16 protein-coding genes and 5 pseudogenes are annotated in these 18,472 nt (G+C 42.3%); 11 read left to right on the top strand and 10 right to left on the bottom strand.

Features of this window, described 5'->3' with window-relative positions; all coding sequences use genetic code 11:
• Window positions 1-17 precede the first annotated feature (17 nt).
• The gene (locus H6F74_RS31255) at window positions 18-278 is read left to right on the top strand and encodes a transposase (RefSeq protein WP_347269566.1); all 261 of its coding nucleotides are present in this window, start codon (window positions 18-20) and stop codon (window positions 276-278) included.
• Here the strand turns inward: H6F74_RS31255 and H6F74_RS27810 are convergent.
• From H6F74_RS27810 to H6F74_RS30780, 3 genes are all read right to left on the bottom strand, one after another.
• A complete protein-coding gene (locus tag H6F74_RS27810; RefSeq protein ID WP_190445345.1) occupies window positions 218-1,069 on the bottom strand; it encodes a hypothetical protein in 852 nt (283 codons plus the stop codon). The genes H6F74_RS31255 and H6F74_RS27810 overlap by 61 nt on opposite strands.
• A gap of 273 nt (window positions 1,070-1,342) precedes the next feature.
• Window positions 1,343-2,095: a hypothetical protein gene (locus H6F74_RS27805; RefSeq protein ID WP_190445344.1), complete on the bottom strand. Its 753-nt coding sequence runs from the start codon at window positions 2,093-2,095 to the stop codon at window positions 1,343-1,345.
• A gap of 180 nt (window positions 2,096-2,275) precedes the next feature.
• Window positions 2,276-3,454, bottom strand: a complete 1,179-nt coding sequence (locus H6F74_RS30780; RefSeq protein WP_206756368.1) for a calcium-binding protein — start codon at window positions 3,452-3,454, stop codon at window positions 2,276-2,278.
• Between the two features lie 197 nt (window positions 3,455-3,651).
• Here H6F74_RS30780 and H6F74_RS30310 point away from each other — a divergent pair.
• Window positions 3,652-3,762 (top strand): annotated as a pseudogene (locus tag H6F74_RS30310) (IS630 family transposase); the annotation flags it as partial.
• Between the two features lie 381 nt (window positions 3,763-4,143).
• Here H6F74_RS30310 and H6F74_RS27795 read toward each other — a convergent pair.
• Together H6F74_RS27795 and H6F74_RS27790 are read right to left on the bottom strand one after the other, a co-directional pair.
• Window positions 4,144-4,386, bottom strand: coding sequence for a hypothetical protein (locus H6F74_RS27795; protein ID WP_190445342.1), 243 nt, complete (start codon window positions 4,384-4,386; stop codon window positions 4,144-4,146).
• A 181-nt stretch (window positions 4,387-4,567) separates the two neighbouring features.
• A complete protein-coding gene (locus tag H6F74_RS27790; RefSeq protein ID WP_206756367.1) occupies window positions 4,568-4,744 on the bottom strand; it encodes a hypothetical protein in 177 nt (58 codons plus the stop codon).
• Window positions 4,745-5,252: 508 nt separating this feature from the next.
• Between H6F74_RS27790 and H6F74_RS27785 the strand changes: the two genes are divergently transcribed.
• Entirely contained in the window at window positions 5,253-5,825 is a 573-nt protein-coding gene (locus H6F74_RS27785; RefSeq protein ID WP_190445340.1) for a DUF3124 domain-containing protein, read from the top strand.
• 523 nt (window positions 5,826-6,348) lie between these two features.
• Here the strand turns inward: H6F74_RS27785 and H6F74_RS27780 are convergent.
• Window positions 6,349-6,630: a hypothetical protein gene (locus H6F74_RS27780; protein WP_190445339.1), complete on the bottom strand. Its 282-nt coding sequence runs from the start codon at window positions 6,628-6,630 to the stop codon at window positions 6,349-6,351.
• A gap of 660 nt (window positions 6,631-7,290) precedes the next feature.
• Between H6F74_RS27780 and H6F74_RS27775 the strand changes: the two genes are divergently transcribed.
• From H6F74_RS27775 to H6F74_RS31250, 4 genes and pseudogenes are all read left to right on the top strand, one after another.
• Window positions 7,291-8,988 carry an AAA-like domain-containing protein gene (locus H6F74_RS27775; RefSeq protein ID WP_190445338.1) on the top strand — a complete coding sequence of 566 codons (1,698 nt, stop codon included), beginning with the start codon at window positions 7,291-7,293 and terminating at the stop codon, window positions 8,986-8,988.
• Window positions 8,988-10,271, top strand: a pseudogene (locus H6F74_RS30305) (AAA-like domain-containing protein); the annotation flags it as partial. The gene H6F74_RS27775 and the pseudogene H6F74_RS30305, both read left to right, overlap by 1 nt.
• A 303-nt stretch (window positions 10,272-10,574) precedes the next feature.
• Window positions 10,575-11,138 (top strand): N-acetylmuramoyl-L-alanine amidase, encoded by a 564-nt coding sequence (locus tag H6F74_RS30300; RefSeq protein WP_277875885.1) that lies wholly within the window; start codon window positions 10,575-10,577, stop codon window positions 11,136-11,138.
• Window positions 11,139-11,262: 124 nt separating this feature from the next.
• Window positions 11,263-11,421 (top strand): annotated as a pseudogene (locus H6F74_RS31250) (IS630 family transposase); the annotation flags it as partial.
• Window positions 11,422-11,446: 25 nt separating this feature from the next.
• Here H6F74_RS31250 and H6F74_RS27765 read toward each other — a convergent pair.
• Together H6F74_RS27765 and H6F74_RS30295 are read right to left on the bottom strand one after the other, a co-directional pair.
• A complete protein-coding gene (locus H6F74_RS27765; RefSeq protein ID WP_199301697.1) occupies window positions 11,447-11,908 on the bottom strand; it encodes a transposase in 462 nt (153 codons plus the stop codon).
• Window positions 11,909-11,977: 69 nt separating this feature from the next.
• Window positions 11,978-12,370, bottom strand: a pseudogene (locus H6F74_RS30295) (IS1 family transposase); the annotation flags it as partial.
• A 98-nt stretch (window positions 12,371-12,468) separates the two neighbouring features.
• Here H6F74_RS30295 and H6F74_RS30290 point away from each other — a divergent pair.
• Window positions 12,469-13,079, top strand: a pseudogene (locus H6F74_RS30290) (IS1 family transposase); the annotation flags it as partial.
• A gap of 34 nt (window positions 13,080-13,113) precedes the next feature.
• Here H6F74_RS30290 and H6F74_RS27755 read toward each other — a convergent pair.
• The gene (locus H6F74_RS27755) at window positions 13,114-13,824 is read right to left on the bottom strand and encodes an IS1 family transposase (RefSeq protein WP_190445335.1); all 711 of its coding nucleotides are present in this window, start codon (window positions 13,822-13,824) and stop codon (window positions 13,114-13,116) included.
• Between the two features lie 1,214 nt (window positions 13,825-15,038).
• Here H6F74_RS27755 and H6F74_RS27750 point away from each other — a divergent pair.
• The 3 genes from H6F74_RS27750 (at window position 15,039) to H6F74_RS29735 (ending at window position 17,391) form a co-directional block, all read left to right on the top strand.
• Window positions 15,039-15,398 (top strand): hypothetical protein, encoded by a 360-nt coding sequence (locus tag H6F74_RS27750; protein WP_190445334.1) that lies wholly within the window; start codon window positions 15,039-15,041, stop codon window positions 15,396-15,398.
• A gap of 4 nt (window positions 15,399-15,402) precedes the next feature.
• Entirely contained in the window at window positions 15,403-17,118 is a 1,716-nt protein-coding gene (locus H6F74_RS27745) for a GUN4 domain-containing protein (protein ID WP_190445333.1), read from the top strand.
• Window positions 17,119-17,235: 117 nt separating this feature from the next.
• The gene (locus tag H6F74_RS29735; protein WP_206756366.1) at window positions 17,236-17,391 is read left to right on the top strand and encodes a hypothetical protein; all 156 of its coding nucleotides are present in this window, start codon (window positions 17,236-17,238) and stop codon (window positions 17,389-17,391) included.
• Between the two features lie 376 nt (window positions 17,392-17,767).
• On the opposite strand, the gene H6F74_RS27740 is transcribed toward H6F74_RS29735, so the two are convergent.
• On the bottom strand, window positions 17,768-18,025 hold the full coding sequence (locus tag H6F74_RS27740; protein ID WP_199301691.1) for a DUF4278 domain-containing protein: 258 nt from the start codon (window positions 18,023-18,025) through the stop codon (window positions 17,768-17,770).
• Window positions 18,026-18,472 lie beyond the last annotated feature (447 nt).

Raw genomic sequence — 18,472 nt, 5'->3', positions numbered from 1 at the left:
AGGAGGAACTCCGCGACATTTATGAAACGAGTCCAACCGTAAAAATTGGATTTAAGCGACTCAAAAGCTGGTTGAATTCTGCCCGCATTATTTTCGGAAAAGCTGTTCATAGTATTGAGAATTATCTGGTTGAAATTAGTCATTACTTTGTTAGTAAAACGACCAGCGGAGTGATGGAAGGAATTAATAATAGAATTAAGTTAATTATTCGGCAGAGCTATGGTTTTAAGAGCTTTGAATCTTTACGAGAGAAGCTGCTAGCTTGCTTATTTAAATAAATTTTACTTATACCCATAAGTACAGGAGAGCCTGAATCCTCAGCGCGAAATTGGGAGATATCTTTATTATCTGACCTGTAAATAAAATTATCAGCTCCATCTCCAAATCCATAAGTCCGTTGCAGAAATTGAATGATTTTTGCCTCTCCTTCTTTAGTAATTTTGATGCTTCCCCTGTAGTTTTTCATACCCCTATTTGCCAGATAGCTATATTTGCAGGGAAGCTCAACATCCCCATAAACATTAGGAACCAACTTTCCTGAATCTACTAAAGCTACTACCGCTTCAAAATCGGCTAATTTTGAATTGAAGTTTATCGGTGTAATATAAGGAGTTTCGCTAAAAAAGACAGCTAAGCAAATTGCTGAACTAATTCCCCAAGGAACTAAAGCTTTTTTTATTTCCTGGGCTTTTATTTGCCTCAAAAAAGAGCAATTGAGTCCTATTAAGGCAACTCCCGGCTTCAAGAAAGTATATGTTTTTGGAAAAAAGGACTGGGTTCCACCTAAAATAGGAGAGATAAGAATACATAAAACTACTGCCCAAACTACAGAATGCAATATGCCTAAAATAATTTTTCGAGATGAATTGTTATCTGAATAAATTGACCACCAAGATGGCCATAAGCAGAGGAGAACAAAAAATAAATAAAAATCTCCCAAAAGCAGCAAATATTTTAGGTGCCATTGGCTTAGCCACTCATCCCATTGGCAGCGGAAAAACTCAGGCATTAATATTAACAAGCCGATGACCGCGACTATTAGCGCAAATATCTTAACTTTAGTAGTCAAAAATGACTGCTGATTGGATGCACTATCGGGACTATCATTCATAGTTTAGACTGACATTAAAAGATAAAGGTATCCGGAATAACCCTATGTTAGATTTTTAAAATTCTCTAACTGTTCAAAATCAATAAATTTTAACCTGCATTTTCCCCAAGCCTATTGTTAACCTCAACTGAAATCTCTCTGACCGTCTATCAAACGCCTTATTAAGCCGCTAAAATAACCCATCTTGCTCCTTAATCGCTCCCTGGTAAAAACTCAGCGATATCATCCTTTTTAGACTGCCTTCATCCTCATAATTATGCTATTTATTATTATTAAATCAGCCGTTCCAAAAAACAAGCCTAAAAACAAATAACTCTGCCAGCGACTGTCATCTTCTTGAGCGCTAAAAGATGTTTGATTGGGGTCTTTAATAAAGTTATTAATCTCAGTAGGTAGGGAGGCTGTATTCCAACTCGGCCCATAGAATCCAGTAGGAAGGGAAATTCCTCCCCTCTCTGTTTTCAAACGGGTATAATAGTTGATTTTCTTAGAGGAATAAGAGTAGCTTTCTAAGGATGCTGATTTTAATTCTTTTACGGGGAAGCTGCGAACCTCTTCTTTATTAAATGGCCCGGTGAGCGTTTTCAATTCACAGTTGCCTTGATTGGAGTTTAGTCGCTGACAATTAAATGTGGTAAAAGTTGTAGGAAAAGCTAAAAGAATTACTGCCAGCCCTACAACATTAAAGGTCAACAACAATCCTAGGTGAATGAAAAAATCGCTGGCTTTGTTCAGTTTCATTGTCCGGTTATTTAGAGTGTGCTTTCCGAGGGTAAATCTGAGAGATTCCAATAAAAATATACTATTATTGCTATGCCATCTCCTGCCAAAGCACTTCGCCGATCGTGCTATAACTGCTAGAAAGCTTTTATCGCGCAAGCGATTGAGTAATTCAATCTGGGATTCCTCGGTGTCAGTTTTATAAAGACCTGCATTCGCTGCTCCCAACTGCGCTAAGAGTTCTCCACACTGACGCAGTTTCATTAAAGAGGTCTAAGCCTGGATCATATCCTTGATTGAGTGTGATAGCTGTTGCTGGAAAGCCTACTACCTCTAAAGCAATAAATGCTGCACCAGCTGTAACCATTGAGAATTTTTTGACATAGCAGAAATACTCAAAAAAATGCAACGCACCAAAAATGTGAACTTAGATTGAATTTATTCTTATGCAAAGACGAAAATATCAGCGTTGGTCATCGCCAGTCCAGTAGAAAGGGTGGCAAATTGCACTTGTGCAGCTCTACCGATACCATCTCTATCAAAGAACAAAGCGCCGGAAGTGCTGTTATAGATAAAGCGATCACCTGCATCCCCAGCACTAGCACCGATGCGGAATTGATCGGCGGTAATTGCTTCATTTGTCGTTAGTCCTGCACGTTGGAAGTAAGCGCCATTATAAATACCAATGGTGTCTTGTGCTACCGAGAAATCAACAATTATATCTACACCTTCGACCGATAGCTTGGTGAAGGAAAAGCGATCTGCGCCGCGACCGCCTTTGAGCGTATCATTCCCACCACCACCTACTAAAATGTCGTTCCCACCACCACCTACTAAAATGTCGTTCCCACCCCTGCCATACAGGTAATCGTTCCCACCCCTGCCATACAGGTAATTGTTGCCACCATTCCCGGTGATAGTGTTGTTGAGGTTATTACCCGAACCAGTGGTGCCAGTTACGAGGACGAGTTGTTCCAAATTGGTACCCAGCGTGTAACTTCCTGGCTCATTTAGAGAAACTAAAACTATATCTATGCCAGCATTCAAGTCTTCGTTAATGGTCTCGGTAAGAGTGGGATTGATTCGATAAATATCGTTACCTGCGCCACCATTGAGGATATCGCTGCCGCCTCCTCCCTCAAAGTAATCATCGCCATCGCCACCATTGAGAATGTTGTTGCCAGCATTCCCGGTGATGATGTTTTTGCCAGCATTCCCGGTGCCATTGATGTTGGCATTACCTGTGAGAGTTAAATTCTCCAAGTTGGCACCCAGCGTCCAAGTAACGCTTGATTGAACGCCGTCAAACTCAAAGACAGCATCTACTGTCTCAACGATGACATCATTGACGTTATCGACGATATACAGATCGTAACCTGCACCACCTTCCATGCGATCGGCACCCGCACCCCCATCGAGACGGTCATCGCCAAAGCCACCCTCCATGTGATCGTTACCTGTTCCACCATTAAGGATGTCATTACCCAACCTGCCAAGGAGAACGTCATCACCTGCTAGTCCGTTTATGATGTCATCGCCATTAGTTCCGAGTAAGTTGGAGTCATTACCGTTAGTTCCGTTAATGGTAGCCATGCTGGGTGAGATTGTATCGAATGTATCCATATTTAAATATTTCGAGGAGCTATCACACTTCGCCCACTTAGCTCACCCATTCGGGTGATATTAGATACATACATCTACGGCTACAGTGTTTTTATAGCTATAGCCATTTTCGTTAGGACATAAACTATAAGGGTTCCCATTGCGTCTGCCCCATTTCAATGGCTCAACCCTATAGAGAGGATTTCCAGTAAAAAGTAATGCAAGCGATCGAGTTAGACGGTCTCAAGAAAAGTGAGGCAAGTCAACTGTTCAGTATCAGTCGCAACATGATTAACCTGTGGTGTCAACGCAAAGCCAAAATGGGGGATTCCTTTATCTTTAACATCTGATATAGAGATCATCTTTCCCTCACAAGTTACAAAGGCTTTCCATCGTCGCTTTATTTTGCAAACCATCATTAATAAGCCAACAATGAATAGCGTAAATGCGCTAACTAGGATTGCAATTCGCTGGTTGCGATCGCTAAGTCCTCTAAACTGCCCTCTTAATCTGTCTAAGTAAACCACCCTACTACCCTCCAATTGCTGAAACTGCTGAAACGGCTGAAACTACTGAACTCTTTAAACTGCTGAATTTTAAAAAAAGAAGTGCATACAACAACGCTAAATCAAGCTTTCTAGCTGCTGAACCCTATTTCAGCAAATTCAGCATTTCCAACAAATTCAACAAATTCAACAAATTCAGCACTTTCAACAAGCGAGTAGAGTTAAGCAATCGTAGGCATACTCAGGTTCTGGTGCGTGAACTACTCTTTGGATTAAACGATAAACTACACCTTCTGCGATCGCCGCCCAAACTCTAACTTCTCCCCAGAACTGCCTTACATTAACCTCAAATTGGCTCGGTCTTTGTGCTACTAAATTAGGCTGTCTTTCAACTGGCGTGTCTGCCCAAAGTTTTCTTTCTGTCTGTTCTGTCTTTTGGTAGTGCATCTCTTTTCTCCTTAATCCCCTTATCCCCTGGTGCGAGTATCTATCCCGTCATGGAACCGTATCGGTTCTTTGTAAATCCCTTATCGGTATCTGCTGAATCTCGTATCGGTTTTCAGCACATCTCGAATCGAGCTTCAGCACATCCAGTATCTATCCCTTCAAAAAACCTCAAGCATCCCGATTAAGGTTCGTATTGGATTTCAGCACAGTCCGTTATTAAACCGTTTTCGCCACATTGGAGCGTTTGGATCATAGTTCGGGTGATAAAAGGCTTATCTTCATCATCTTCATCGTCATCAATTTGATTAACTGATTTAGATTGAGGGGGACGAATTGGAGTAGGAGGTGCCAATGGCACCTGGGCAAAGTGATGGCGGCAGTTGGTAACGCGGGTGTATTCTAGGTTCTCTCTTCTATTGAGGACGCGATCGCATCGTACTCAGATTTATCCTCCGCCAGAATGAGAGAGACGCTTGCCTACACCTAGGAATAGAGGGAGTCAGCGCTCACAGCTTTCGACGCGCAGCCTTATCAATACTCTCCTATGCCGGGAAAAGGAATTATGACGATGTAGAAACAGATTTTCTAGAGCCACCCCAAGTTGATGACTTGGAAGCTTCAGACAATAACGACATATCTCTGTAAAGCTGGAAAATATAAAACGCTAGGCTGAAAAGATTGTGAGGCGTCGGGGTATTCAGGAGTGGCAGATTTTTGCTCCTCCTATAGTTTAAAGCCGTACTACTTCTTAAAAGTTGTCAACCCATTTGGTCAAACTATACTTAATATCTTGGTCATCCTTGTTGTAAATATTTAAGTCTGCAATTATACTTTAATTTTATTAATAATTGTAATAATTAAGGCTCGTGAAGTTATATTTACTCTCTTACGCCGCAGTCGCTGTGATTGTACTTACGTCCTGCACGTCGCAGGAGAAGCCATCGCAGTCAGTTGCTGATATCGATCGGGTAAACCCATCCGTAAAGGTAGTAACTTTAGATAAAAATTTCAAAATAGTAATGGGTCAAACGATCTATGTTCCTGCTTACTCCTACATTTATCATTACGATCGCCAAGAGACTTACAATTTAACAGCTACTCTTAGTATTCGTAACACCGATCTGACCAACCAAATCGTCATTACTTCTGTGCGCTACAACAATTCTGCTGGCAATTTGGTGAGAAAGTATCTAGAGCGCCCTACTCAACTTGCAGCCCTAGCTTCTACAAGTTTTGTGGTTGATAGTAGTGACAATAGTGGAGGTTTAGGAGCCAACTTTATTGTGGAGTGGGTAGCTCAAACAGAAGTTACTCAACCTATAATTGAGGCAATTATGATTGGCAGTTCTTTACAACAAGGAATTTCTTGGATCAGTCCTGGTAAGGTGATTAAAAGCCAAAATAATCGCTCCCCGGAAACTTCTTTATCAGGTTTCTAAAGCGCTACTAATTATTTTCTATGTTATAGCAGAGCCAAACTTATTCTAGCTGCCGCATCAGGAGAGAACATATTGAGACTAAGGACATAAAAGTTTTGTCTTAGAAACGACCGTTCATTGCACAAATTTAAGCACCTTCCCAAGCGTTTCGGAGTGCCTAACTTTTGACTCTTTTTAGGCATCTTGCTACTGTTATCAGTCCGACATTTCTTTAGACTGCCTGGTGCTAGGTGTGATACCTAACGATCTGCTGTAGCAATGCCCAAGATAATCTTCAATCTTCCAGGTATCGTACCTCTTTGCTGGCGACATACTCAGACGCTCACCTAAGTCAGGTAAAGCGCGGGGCTTACGATGACTTTGCTAATAACTCGTCGCAGATAAAGACCAAAAAGACCAAGTTGTTTAGTACAGGAATCTTAAACGAAATATTAGGGGTTCAGGCTCCTAAAAATCAGGAGGTTTAACTGGTATGCTGCTTAACGTAAGTTTCTGCTTATGCTCAGCTGCTACTCAAACACCTTTACCTGAAAGCTAAGGATGAATAAATCTTAGGAGCCGCTACCACGCTATTAATGCTATTTCCAATGGGGGACAGGTTGGGAAAGTCGAAGGTTGCACCTGTGTAGGGAATGTTTTGGAGGATGCCAACTGGTTTAGGAGGTTCAGGTTGATAAATGCTGATATTCTGGATATTGTCTCCAGTGGTTAAGTTACCACCGACTTGAACATTCTCAAAAATGCTCTGTTGTACTTGCTCATGGTCAGAGCGATTCTCTCCTGAAGGTACTTCAGAAGGACTCATTGCTTTGCCTCTCTATCCCAGCAATTGGCTATAACTTTTGACAAAGTTACTGTCTCAAGTCCTGTCCAGCAGCAAGGTTTTAATTCCCTTGGAGTCTGCCTCTAATATACCCAGTAAATCGGCTTGAACGCATTACCCAACCTCATGGAAATCACGAATTTGTGTATTTGTCAAAGGAGACTTCAGTTTAGGGAGAATGCTGTGAAACTCAACAATACAGCTCACGTTTTAACGTAGAGTGCCTATCATTCATGAATTATAACCTTATTTATTCTTCTTTTTCGTCTAAGCCCCACTGTTTGTCACTGTCTAGCGAACTGTTACAAAACATCAAGTCATTCCCTGAAACTTAGTCCCTGTAAGTTTTGTGGATTTTTATGAAAGATGTAAGTAAGGCATAGCTTAATAAAGGGAGCCAGTGCGGTCTTGAGGTCTCCCCAAGTAGAGCACCTGGCGTGGATTTAGGGGGGATCTCCAGGGATTTACACTTATGTAAAAAACAGCCTCTAGGAAGTCGGGGATCTAAACATAGGATTGCTATAACAATTGCAAATTATTAAAAATTCATGATTTGAGTGCAGCGTATCAGAAATTGAACGAAACTGGGCAGTAGTTACCTGTATCTAGGTAACAAGCCCACGAGTAAGCATCCATAGCACTGTGAAAAAAATCCTGATTTTATCTGCCAATCCCAAGAATACAGGTAAGCTGCGCCTGGATGAAGAGGTGCGGGAAATTCAGGCGGGGTTGGAGAGGGCTAGACGCCGAGAACAGTTTGAAATTATCGCTAAATGGGCGATTCGCCCTGACGATTTGCGGCGTGCTTTGTTGGATTATGAGCCGCAGATTGTGCATTTTTCTGGGCATGGGGCGGGGAATCAAGGTTTAGCCTTGGAAAATAATTCTGGACAAATGCAGCTGGTGAGTACAGATTCACTGGCAAGGCTATTTAAGTTATTTAAGGTTGAGTGCGTGTTGTTGAATGCCTGCTATTCTGAGGCACAAGCGGAGGCAATTTACCAATACGTTGATTATGTGGTGGGGATGAACCGGGCAATTGGGGATAGGGCGGCAATTGAGTTTGCTGTGGGGTTTTATGATGCCCTGGGCGCTGGCAGATCCTATGAGGATGCCTATGAATTTGGCTGTAGTGCTATTGATTTGGAGGGCATTCCAGAATCTTCAACCCCACTGTTTAAAAGCAGGAAGTATCCGGCGAAAACTATTTCACAGCGAGGATTGACGCAAGACGAGTATTCACCCTCTACTAGAGAAGCGATGCGGGTGATGAACTACAAGCCAGAAGAGGATGAAGAGATTGAGCAAATTCAAGTTATCGCTTTGGAAGAACCACATGATGGGCAGGTGTCTCTGGAGTCTCCCTTCTATGTTGAACGCCCACCCATTGAAGCGGATTGTTATGAAACAATTGACAAACCTGGTTCCCTAATTCGGGTGAAAGCCCCCCGCCAGATGGGTAAAAGTTCATTAATGACGCGGATTCTCAACCATGCTGAAAAACAAGGTTATCAGACTGCTTGCTTAAACTTCCAAGATGTGGATGCAGAGTTTCTCTCTAGCCTAGATCAGTTTTTGCAGTGGTTCTGCGCCACTATCACTGACAAGCTGAATTTACCAGATAAACTGGGTGACTATTGGAAAGGCGTTTTGGGTAGCAAAAACAAGTGTACCAATTATTTCCAGAGGTATTTGTTATCTGAAATTAACAGACCCGTTACTTTAGGGTTGGATGAAGTGGATGAAGTATTCAAACATCCCACAATTGCTGCTGATTTCTTTGGCCTATTGCGAGCTTGGCATGAGCGAGCAAAAAATGAGCCTGTTTGGAAAAAGCTGAGATTGGTAATTGTCCATTCTAAGGAAGTTTACATTCCCCTGAATATCAATCAGTCGCCCTTTAATGTGGGTTTGCCAATTGAACTCCCAGAGTTGACACAGGTACAGGTGCAAGACTTGGTAAAACGCCACGGACTGCATTGGAATGACTCGGAACTTGAACAACTAATGCGGCTTGTGGGCGGTCATCCCTTCTTGGTGCGGGTGGCGCTTTATCAAATTGCTCGTAGTAGGATGACTTTCCAGAAGCTACAGCAACTTGCCCCCACAGAAGAAGGCCCTTACAGCGACCACCTGCGCCGCCATCTGCTGAATCTAAAAAATGATCAAGATTTGCTGGCAGCATTTAAACAAGTGATTGCAGCAGAGATTCCTGTGGATTGTGGAACAGAGGCTTTTAAACTCCGCAGTATGGGATTGGTGAAGTTGCAGGGGAATAAGGTGATGCCCCTATGTGATTTGTACCGCCAGTATTTTCATGATCGCCTGGGGGTTAGCTAGTGAGCACTTTACCTAACTCAGCCTACGAATATCAAGTTGGAGGCAGTTTACCAATTAATGCCCCAACCTACGTCAGGCGGCAAGCTGACCAAGATATCTACGAGAACTTGCAGAAAGGGCAGTTCTGTTACGTTCTTAACTCTCGGCAGATGGGCAAGTCTAGCTTGCGAGTGCAGGTGATGCAGAGGTTACAACAAGAGGGATTTGCCTGTGCTGCTGTTGATATTACTGCTATTGGTACGGCAGATATTACTCCAGAGCAATGGTATGCAGGAGTGATTGATACTCTGGTGGGCAGTTTCAATCTTTACACCAGCTTTGATTTAGAAACATGGTGGACTGAAAACAGTTTGCTGTCGCCTGTGCAGCGGTTAAGCAAGTTTATTGAAACTGTATTGTTGGACTTAATTGATACAAATATTGTCATCTTCATTGATGAAATTGACAGCATTCTCAGCCTGAATTTTAATACAGATGATTTTTTTACACTCATCCGGGAATGCTACAACCGTCGGGCAAATCAGCCAGCGTATAGCCGCCTCACCTTTGCAATTTTGGGGGTGTCTACACCATCAGACCTGATTCAACTTAAGGGGCGTACACCGTTCAATATCGGGCGGGCAATTGACTTAACAGGGTTCCAGCTTGATGAAGCAAAATCACTAGCCAGGGGGCTAGAAACAGTCGGAAATCCACAAGCGTTAATGCAAGAGGTACTTAAGTGGACAGGGGGACAGCCGTTTTTAACACAGAAGCTTTGTAAGCTGGTACTAAATGTTGGGGTTGCTATTCCCACGAGTGAGGAAGCAGCTTGGGTTAAGTCTCTAGTGCGCGAACAGGTGATTGAGAATTGGGAAGCACAAGACGAGCCTGAGCACTTGAAAACTATTCGGAATAGGATACTGCGAAGTGTGGAACAACGTACTGGGAGGTTGCTGGGGTTGTGTCAGCAAATTTTCCAGCAAGGTGAGATAGTAGCCGATGATAGCCGCGAACAGATGGAACTACGGCTGACAGGATTAGTAGTGAAGCGCAATGGTAAGCTGCGAATTTACAACCGCATTTATGCAGAAGTGTTTAACTTTGAATGGTGCGAGCAAGAACTAGCAAAACTGCGTCCTTATGCTGACGCATTTAAAGCCTGGATAGCTTCTGGTAAACAGGATGAATCTTGCTTGCTAAGAGATGAGACTTCTAAGGCTGCTCGTAAGTGGTCAGTGGGTAAAAGTCTCAGCGATTTAGATTATCAGTTTCTGGATGCTAGCCAAGAGTTAGAAAAGCGTGTATTAACAGAAGCAAACCGTAGCGCGAAGCGGAAAATTCATAGAAGTTATCTGCATATAGCAGTAACACTAGCTGGAGTGTTAGTATCTCTCACCGCTTGGGTAGGTAAAACAAGCTTAGAAAAACTTCTTCAGGAATATCAATTATGGGCGGGTAATCAAACCCAGACGAGTGCGGATCAGACACCGCAACCACTTCCTACCCAAACGAGTGTCGCCCAAACACCGCAACCACTTCCCATCTGCCGTGTTACCGCAGCTACTATACCTCCTGGCGTGATTCCAAAAGAGGGAGTGAAAATAATGATTGATCCTGGTCAGGGTGTTATGATTCCCCCGGATACAGAAGCAACTTCTCTTTCTGGCATTGATGGATTACGAGAAGAGGATGTAGTGTTGCCTATTAGCAAAAAGGTAGCAGATATTTTGGCAAAAAATGGCGTGCAGGCAATGTTAACGCGAGATACTGGCTGTGTTCTCGGAGCTAGCGTTAGCAACAGCCTTCGATATAGGACACAAATGGCTCAGGTACTTGATGCCACCTTGTTTGTCAGTATTCACGCGAATAGATTTAATGGAGTAGCCAAAGGGGCGAGAACGTTTTATTACGGGGACAGCAGTAAGCGCCTAGCGCAATTAGTTCAGAATTCCATGCTAGAGAGTCTTAGTAGTTTGACAGACAGAGGAGTAAGGTCAGACGATTTTTTATACACTTTGAAAAATGTTCCTATGCCTGGAATTCATATAGAAACAGGTTTTATCGATAATAAAGAGGATGCTGCACGACTTAGAAACTCAGAGTACCAAAATAAAATGGCTGAAGCAATTGCTAGTGGTATACTACAGTACCTGAAGCAGCAAAAGTAGGAAGTTAGCTGTGGTTACGCTTTTATGTACTCTTGAATCAGTGGGATGTTGTAAGTTGTTACGCAGCTTGATTGTATAATATAAAATTAAATATTAAGCTATATTAAGCTATATTAAGCTACACATGCCAGCCAAGAACCATCTTCCTCAAGAATAAAAGGAACGGCTACTAAAAACTTTAAAAGAGCATGAGAATCCTTATGTAAGAAAGAAGGTGCTTATACTATTGTTGATGAATGATGGGAAAACTTACCAAACAATTAGCAAATTTTTAAATATTGCGGCTCTTCAGTACTTAGTATGCTAAGTTAATAATTAAAATGCCAAGTAAGCAAGCATCTAATTCTGTAATTTTCAAAATTTCTAAACCCATAAGCAGAGCGTTTAATCAACTTGAGCTTATTGTTGATACCCTCAACAACACCACTCGTAGTTCGGTCGTCAAAGTAAGCAATAATTTCATCCAACCAACGGATAATAGTGTTCCGACTGTCGGGAAAATATTTATTCGCTCTTGATAGCCATATCCCTAGTCTTAATAATCCCATTAACCAATTATCACTCTGCTCAAAAATATTTCTAATTTCCTCTTTTAATTCATTCCTTATTTTCAGTTCAGGAGATACCTCTTTAACCTGGATAAGTTTATCTTTTTGCTCTTCACTCAGGTCTTCCTCGTTCTTTAGTAAGACATATTTACTTTTGTTTAACCCTTCTAATATTTGCTCATTTTCTGCTTTCTCTTCTGAGGTTTTTGCTGTTTTAATCAAATCTTCTGTCTTTCTTTTCTCTTGCTTCCTTTAGATATCGGTAGTGGTAAATATGTAGTGAAAAAATTACTACCCAGATAGCGACGCATTATTATAATGATGGATAAAATACGAGATAGCCCCAAGATGGTTTTCTAACTGTTTAGAAAAAGACAAAGTTTTCCTAACCAATCGAGAAATTCATTGACACATCGTATTATTAAACCTCTCAATATGGTTGGTCAATCCACTCTTTTTCCCCACGGCTTTATGGCGTTTGCTTGGAATAACTTTCTCATGATCTGCCCAAGAATTTGTATAATAAACAGCACATTGCCGATAAATTGATGGGAGAGAATCCCATAATCATCTAGCCCCTTATTCGCTGCGATCTCCAATATAACAACCAACAATTTCTCTAGTTTTTTTATCCAGTGCTAACCAAATCCACTGCTTATTACCTTTATGATTAACGAATGACCAAGCTAGCCTTCGGCAACGCTTCGCGTACATCACATTCGGTAGTGCTAAAAAGGAAAGGATGAAAAAATGAAACCGTTGTTATTTCATTAAGCGTGCTGATGTCTACTGCGCTGCCTGCCTGTCCCAGTTGTCAATCTGAAGATGTGGTCAAAAACGGTCGAACTCGACATGATAAGCAGAACTACAAATGTCGCGACTGTGGGCGGCAGTTTGCCCTTAAACCCACAGTGGAGAATGATTTCCGAGGAAACCAAAGGCATCATTGACCGATTGTTGCTTGAGAAATTGTCCCTAGCAGGCATTGCCCGCGCTTTGCAGATTTCCGAATTGTGGTTACAACAATACGTCAATCAGAAATACTTGCAGGTGGATCGGACGGTGCAAGTGCGCCCAAAGCCGAAAGGCCGCCTGAGGGTGCAGATGGATGAGCTATGGTCGTTTGTAGACCACAAAGGGCAAAAGCAGTGGGTGTGGCTTGCCCTAGATGCACAAACCCGTGAAATGGTGGGCGTTCACATCGGAGACCGCAGTGCAACATCGGCTCAAGCTTTGTGGCAGTCGATGCCTCCCATCTATCGCCAATGTGCTGTATTTGGAGCGTGATTTTTGGTCAGCTTATGAGCTGGTTTTACCCAGCAAGCGGCATCGCCCAGCCGGCAAAGAAACTGGAAAAACCAGTTATATTGAGCGGTTCAATTGTACCCTTCGAGGTAGTCCTGCATAGTAATGATAACGCCAGTTTTTCATTCTATAGATAAACTGGCGTTATATTCATGAATAAAATACCAAATAGCTCCTATATGATTGGAGAGTTTTTTAGAGAACGAAAGAGTTTTTCTTACCAAACGAGATATTCTTTGTCTCATCGTATTATTAAATCTTTCTATATAGTTCGTTTGACCACTATCCTTGAAGACTGATTTGTGTCTTTTTTTAGGAAAAACGATTTGATAAGCGCTCCAAAAGTCTGTATAGCTGACAGCACATTGGCGATAAACTGCCGGCATTGAATCCCACAACCCTATCGCACCAGTTTCATCTCTTTTACCAATATATACTCCTACAATTTCTTTAGTTAATATATCAATTGCCAGCCAAATCCACTGCTTGTTACCCTTACATCCCACAAATGACCACATTTCATCACATTGAATTATTAGCTTACCCTTTTTTTTCGAGGTTACTTGCACTTTTCTTTTGACTGCTCCTAATTTTTGATTGACATAGTACTGTAGCCACCGTTCAGAAACTCCTGTAGCTCTCACGATTCCAGCTAAAGGTATTTTTTCTAGTAATAGCCTATCTATTAACTCTCGCTTTTCTTCGGAAATAGGTTGATGCCTGGGAGTCATGACAAATTGTCTGCCACAATCTCGACATTTAAAATTTTGTTTACCAGTGTGAGTATGACCATTTTTTACAACGTATTGAGAGTCGCACTTGGGGCATTGCATAAGCTAAAAATTAAGGTAGGTTGAATAATTAAAATTATAGTTCATTAGCATTACTATGCAGGACTACCCCCTTCGACAACGAGTGTCTCGATTGGTCAGAAAAACATTGTCATTTTCCAAAAACTTAGACAATCACATTGGTGCTATTTGGAATTTTATTCATTACTACAATGCTTCTTTGCCACTGGCAACATCCTTTCCTCTTTAGCACTACCCACATTCGATATTTAATTTAGATTTATGTTTGCTTGAAACCTTTACCTGTTGAGGAACTGGAGCATATTTAGTATTAACGTAATCTTGAAGCCATTTTTTAGAAACGCTAGTTACCCTAGCAATTCCTGCTAAGGGAATTTTCTCTAGTAACATTTTGTCAATGTAATCTAACGTATGCTTATCAATGATCTTGTTGTTAGGGTTTTTAACAAATTGCCTACCACAATTTTGACATTTATATTTAGGTTTTTTATTGTAAATTCTGCCATTTTAAACAATATAATCAGAACCACAACGAGGGCAATCAGGTCTAGAAGTAATCATAATTACTAAAAATTTTGATATTTTTTAAAAATTATAGCATTTAATATGAGATGAGCTTTAAAAATCGATTTTAATTAAGGATTATGCTAATTGTCAAAATAACCGCTTGCCGAGGCAAATAAATAACCACTGCAAAATGTAAAAATGAAAGTATTTTTAGTTTATATATTTACACTTTCACTACATATTTACCACCACCGTTTTCTTGTTAAATGTACGCCGAACCGCACATTTTTCTCTCGATCTACCAAACTTTGGTTTTGGTGTTATTCTTTTTTTTGCACAAGATTTTCCTACTAATTTAATATCGTACAGTACGTTACCAAATTAGTTAATCTATTAAACAATTTTCCCAGGATTTAATTGCATCAAACAGTTTTTGCGATTTCAATCTCCAAAGGAGATTTGGTTTAGTTTAAATCTTGAGTAGTGGGAACCCTACCGAGTTAGCGAAGTAAGCAGTTTCAATCTCCAAAGGAGATTCGCTTTAGAAGGGTTAAGGAGTAGACGATGCGTCGCCCCTGCTGCGTTTCCTGATATAGGGATTGATGGTTGGGGTGAAGGGCGGTTACTGGGGCTGATTCAAATATCAAAAAGACCCTGTGCAGAGTTGCAGGGAATTGTAGAGACTACTGTTAGAATAATCGCAAACTTTTCTCCTCTAAGCTTCTACTATGCAGAATGACGTGGTTTGGATTGTGACGGAGGAAGAACCGCTAGCAGTTCCGGATGGGCAACGGGGCGAGCAAAGCAGGAATCCCTTTGGTGAACCGGGGTTTGCTGGAACTTCCCGCACCAAACAAACCCCCGTACCCGTTGCAATCTTAGAGCAAAACATGACTCATCTTTTGCAACAGGTTGAGCGGATGTTTAATTACGCTAAACAAAGTGCTACTGAACTCGCCAGCATGGAATTGCATGAGGTCGAACTGGCAGTCGAAATTAATGCCGAGGGGCAGGTTAGCTTGTTGGGTTCTGGAAGTAAGATTGGTGGTAAGGGCACGATGACGCTGAAATTTAAGCTGAAGGAATGAATCAATGGCGCGAAACTGGGCGATCGCGATTGGCATTAACCAATACAACCCAAACAACTTCGCGCCATTGAGATACGCCCGGCTCGATGCCGAACGGATACGCGATTTCTTCCAGGAAGCCCGATTTGATGAGGTCTACTGGTTTGGGGAAAATGCGCCAGATATTCGATTGCCCAACGGAACAACCATTCCCACCTATCCATCCTATGGAAATCTGCTGTCGTTTTTAGAAGACAAGTTCGATCGCCCCTTTCTCGCTGCCGGCGACAACTGCTGGTTCTTCTTTGCCGGACATGGGATGCAACACGCCAATCGGGACTACCTGATGCCGATTGATGCCAATCCTAGAAATGTCGAGCGCACCGCCATTCCAGTCAGCTATGTCCGCGAACGGTTGAGCCGCTGCGGAGCAGACAATGTGATTTTGATGCTAGATGCTTGCCGCAACGAAGGTAGCCGCGATGGAGCTGGCGTGGGCAGGGAAACCCAACCCGGCATTATCAGCATTTCTGCCTGTAGCCCCACCGAGCGATCGTGGGAAATTGAAGAGCTACAGCAGGGTGCGTTTACCTATGCCCTCCTAGAGGCATTGCGGCTGGGGGGTGAGCGCAGTTGTGCCACAGTCGAACGGTTGAGCAATTATTTGCATGATCGTGTACCAGAGCTATGCCAACGATACAAGCGATTTCCAGAGCAGCATCCTCGCATCAGCGCTGACCCATCTGAGAAGCATCACTTTATTTTGATACCCCAATATGCCTGGGATCAAGATATTGCCAAATTGCGTGAACTGGCATTTCAAGAAGCCTTTATTAATCGCAATTTAATATTGGCAGAGCAGTTATGCATTCGGGCAAATGCCGCTGCGTTTGGGGCAGATTTGCAGGTGATGAAGTTATACAACCGGATTAAAGAATTGCAGGCTGAAAGCTCTCAATCTCCTTCAGTTGCAACGCCAACTGTTACTCCTGCTTCACCATTAGGAAATCGGTCAACTAGTAACGAATCAGCATCCGCTCCGGTCTCTAAACCCGTCGGACTTATTCAACCTGTCCCCTCCGATCAAGAAAGAACAGATACTCTAAACACACCAAACATCACACGGCAACAATTTCTCAAATGGTTCTTCTGGGGAGGAACCGGAGTTGCTGTAGTGGCAGGAGTAGGGCTGCTGAATCAACAACCTAATTCTGAACCACCGTCTCCACCAGATTCACCTACTCTCCCACCAGCTACGTCTTCTCCACCTGTTGCTTCACTTTCTAGAGTGGCGGATTACTCGAAGTTGGAGAATTTTTTGAAAGCAGAACAGTGGAGGGATGCTAACCTGGAAACCTCAAATATAATGCTTAGAAAGACTGGACGAGAGCAACAAGGTTGGCTGGATACTGCAAGCATCAACAGATTGCACTGTGATGTACTAACAGCGATCGATCGACTCTGGATGCAATACAGCGGCGGCAAGTTTGGCTTTAGTGTGCAGCAGCAAATTTGGCAGGAAATGGGTAGCCCAACCGGATTGAATATTCGATGGTCTGAATTTGCCGATCGTGTCGGCTGGCGCAAGAACGGGAACCCAGTTCCATTTAGAAGCCTCCCTCCCTCTCTTCTTTCCTCTCCTACAGGAAATTCCCCGGTTTGGATGGTGATTTTTTCGCTAGGACCAGCAGGGTACGACGAGTGGGATGCTCTCGCACAAAGACTTGTAGAGTGTATGTAAGAGATCCACTCTGACAAAAAGCTTTATTTCAGAGCCTCTCCACACGAAAAAACAGGTGTTTCAACCCACAGCATGGGTAGTGATGTCAAGATTGGTAAGATAACCCACGCAGCTTGAGTGGCAACTAATCAGCCAGAGGAGAACCAGAACCCACGGGTTCAGCAGGAAGTGCTGAAGCACATCACCGTAGGTAAAAAGCTAAGAACCTTCCTCCCCCCTCGCGTGGTCTTAGAATCAGGTTTGGTTTCAATCTCCAAAGGAGATTCGCTTTAGTTTAAACCTGCTCCTCCTAATTGGCGCTTCGCTGGCTTTGTGGATCAGCGGCTGTTTCAATCTCCAAAGGAGATTCCCTTTAGTTTAAACAACATTGCATAATGTTAATCCTTAATTTCTAAAAGACAGTTTTAATATCATCTATTTTTACTCTTCCAAACGACCAATAATTAATAGATTGATGAGGATGCGAGTTGCATGGCAGGATGAGCCATGCTTTCAAGAGTAGGGTGTGTTAGCTCTCTTCGTAACGCACCGCCTAATCATACATTCACATATAGCGGTGCGTTACAGCGCACCAAGAGTACAGTTAGTGGCAGTCCTCCATAGCCAGTGCTATTAGGCACCCTACATCAGGATTTTGCCCTTAAGTTAGTTAACAAGTAGGTTGGGTATCGTTCAGGTTAATGCTCCTCGATTCTCTTGATAGCCAAGCTCCAGAATTTTGACCTTTAATATAAGCAACTCCCCGATACTTGAGATTCACAATAGAATCAGGGACAGTGGGGTTAACCGACTGTTTTATTTTGTAAGTTGCACCTCGATAATTGCCAGTAATTTGGCTCTCTACCGTTTCGATGAATTGAGAATTAGCTTCGTAGAAATTGCCACGATATTGTAATTTCATTTTCATAATATTCTTGGAGTAAAGATTGAATCAAAAAGATTTTGATTAATTAAAACAATAAAGAAACAAGCTAAGAGATACATTCACTTTCTGTGCCTAGTTGATGGCAGAGGTTAGTCAAAGCGATCGCACAACTGTGTACTCGCCATTGCACAAGAGTGCAACCTAAGAGAGAGCTGACAGGTTAAAAGATTTAAGTTTTGCCAAAGTTAAGAACTTAAAAGAGCCATGCCTCTGCATCCAACCCTTGTGAATTGATAGCACAATTAAGCCCAGCCAATAATCTTGGGTTAACCAGCGTTGTACTGAAGGTAAATGATGGGAAGGCTTAATTGTGCTGGGCTCTACCGAACATGGTATGTAAAATAAACTGAAATTAGCTGGCAAAATGCCAAGTCAGAAAACTTCTTAATTTGAAATTGTTGAAGTTTCTAAACCCATAACCTCTTCGTT

The sequence above is a fragment of the Trichocoleus sp. FACHB-90 genome (assembly GCF_014695505.1).
In the GTDB taxonomy this organism is placed as follows: domain Bacteria; phylum Cyanobacteriota; class Cyanobacteriia; order Cyanobacteriales; family FACHB-T130; genus Funiculus; species Funiculus sociatus.
This window is presented reverse-complemented; position numbering and strand designations above follow the sequence as displayed.

Coding starts and splice junctions, on each gene's coding strand:
- H6F74_RS27795 (WP_190445342.1), bottom strand. CDS start 4,386: ATGCACTACCAAAAGACAGAACAGACAGAAAGAAAACTTTGGGCAGAC.
- H6F74_RS30780 (WP_206756368.1), bottom strand. CDS start 3,454: ATGGATACATTCGATACAATCTCACCCAGCATGGCTACCATTAACGGA.
- H6F74_RS27780 (WP_190445339.1), bottom strand. CDS start 6,630: ATGAGTCCTTCTGAAGTACCTTCAGGAGAGAATCGCTCTGACCATGAG.
- H6F74_RS27755 (WP_190445335.1), bottom strand. CDS start 13,824: ATGCAATGCCCCAAGTGCGACTCTCAATACGTTGTAAAAAATGGTCAT.
- H6F74_RS27805 (WP_190445344.1), bottom strand. CDS start 2,095: ATGAAACTGCGTCAGTGTGGAGAACTCTTAGCGCAGTTGGGAGCAGCG.
- H6F74_RS30300 (WP_277875885.1), top strand. CDS start 10,575: ATGATTGATCCTGGTCAGGGTGTTATGATTCCCCCGGATACAGAAGCA.
- H6F74_RS27745 (WP_190445333.1), top strand. CDS start 15,403: ATGGCGCGAAACTGGGCGATCGCGATTGGCATTAACCAATACAACCCA.
- H6F74_RS27750 (WP_190445334.1), top strand. CDS start 15,039: ATGCAGAATGACGTGGTTTGGATTGTGACGGAGGAAGAACCGCTAGCA.
- H6F74_RS27740 (WP_199301691.1), bottom strand. CDS start 18,025: ATGAAAATGAAATTACAATATCGTGGCAATTTCTACGAAGCTAATTCT.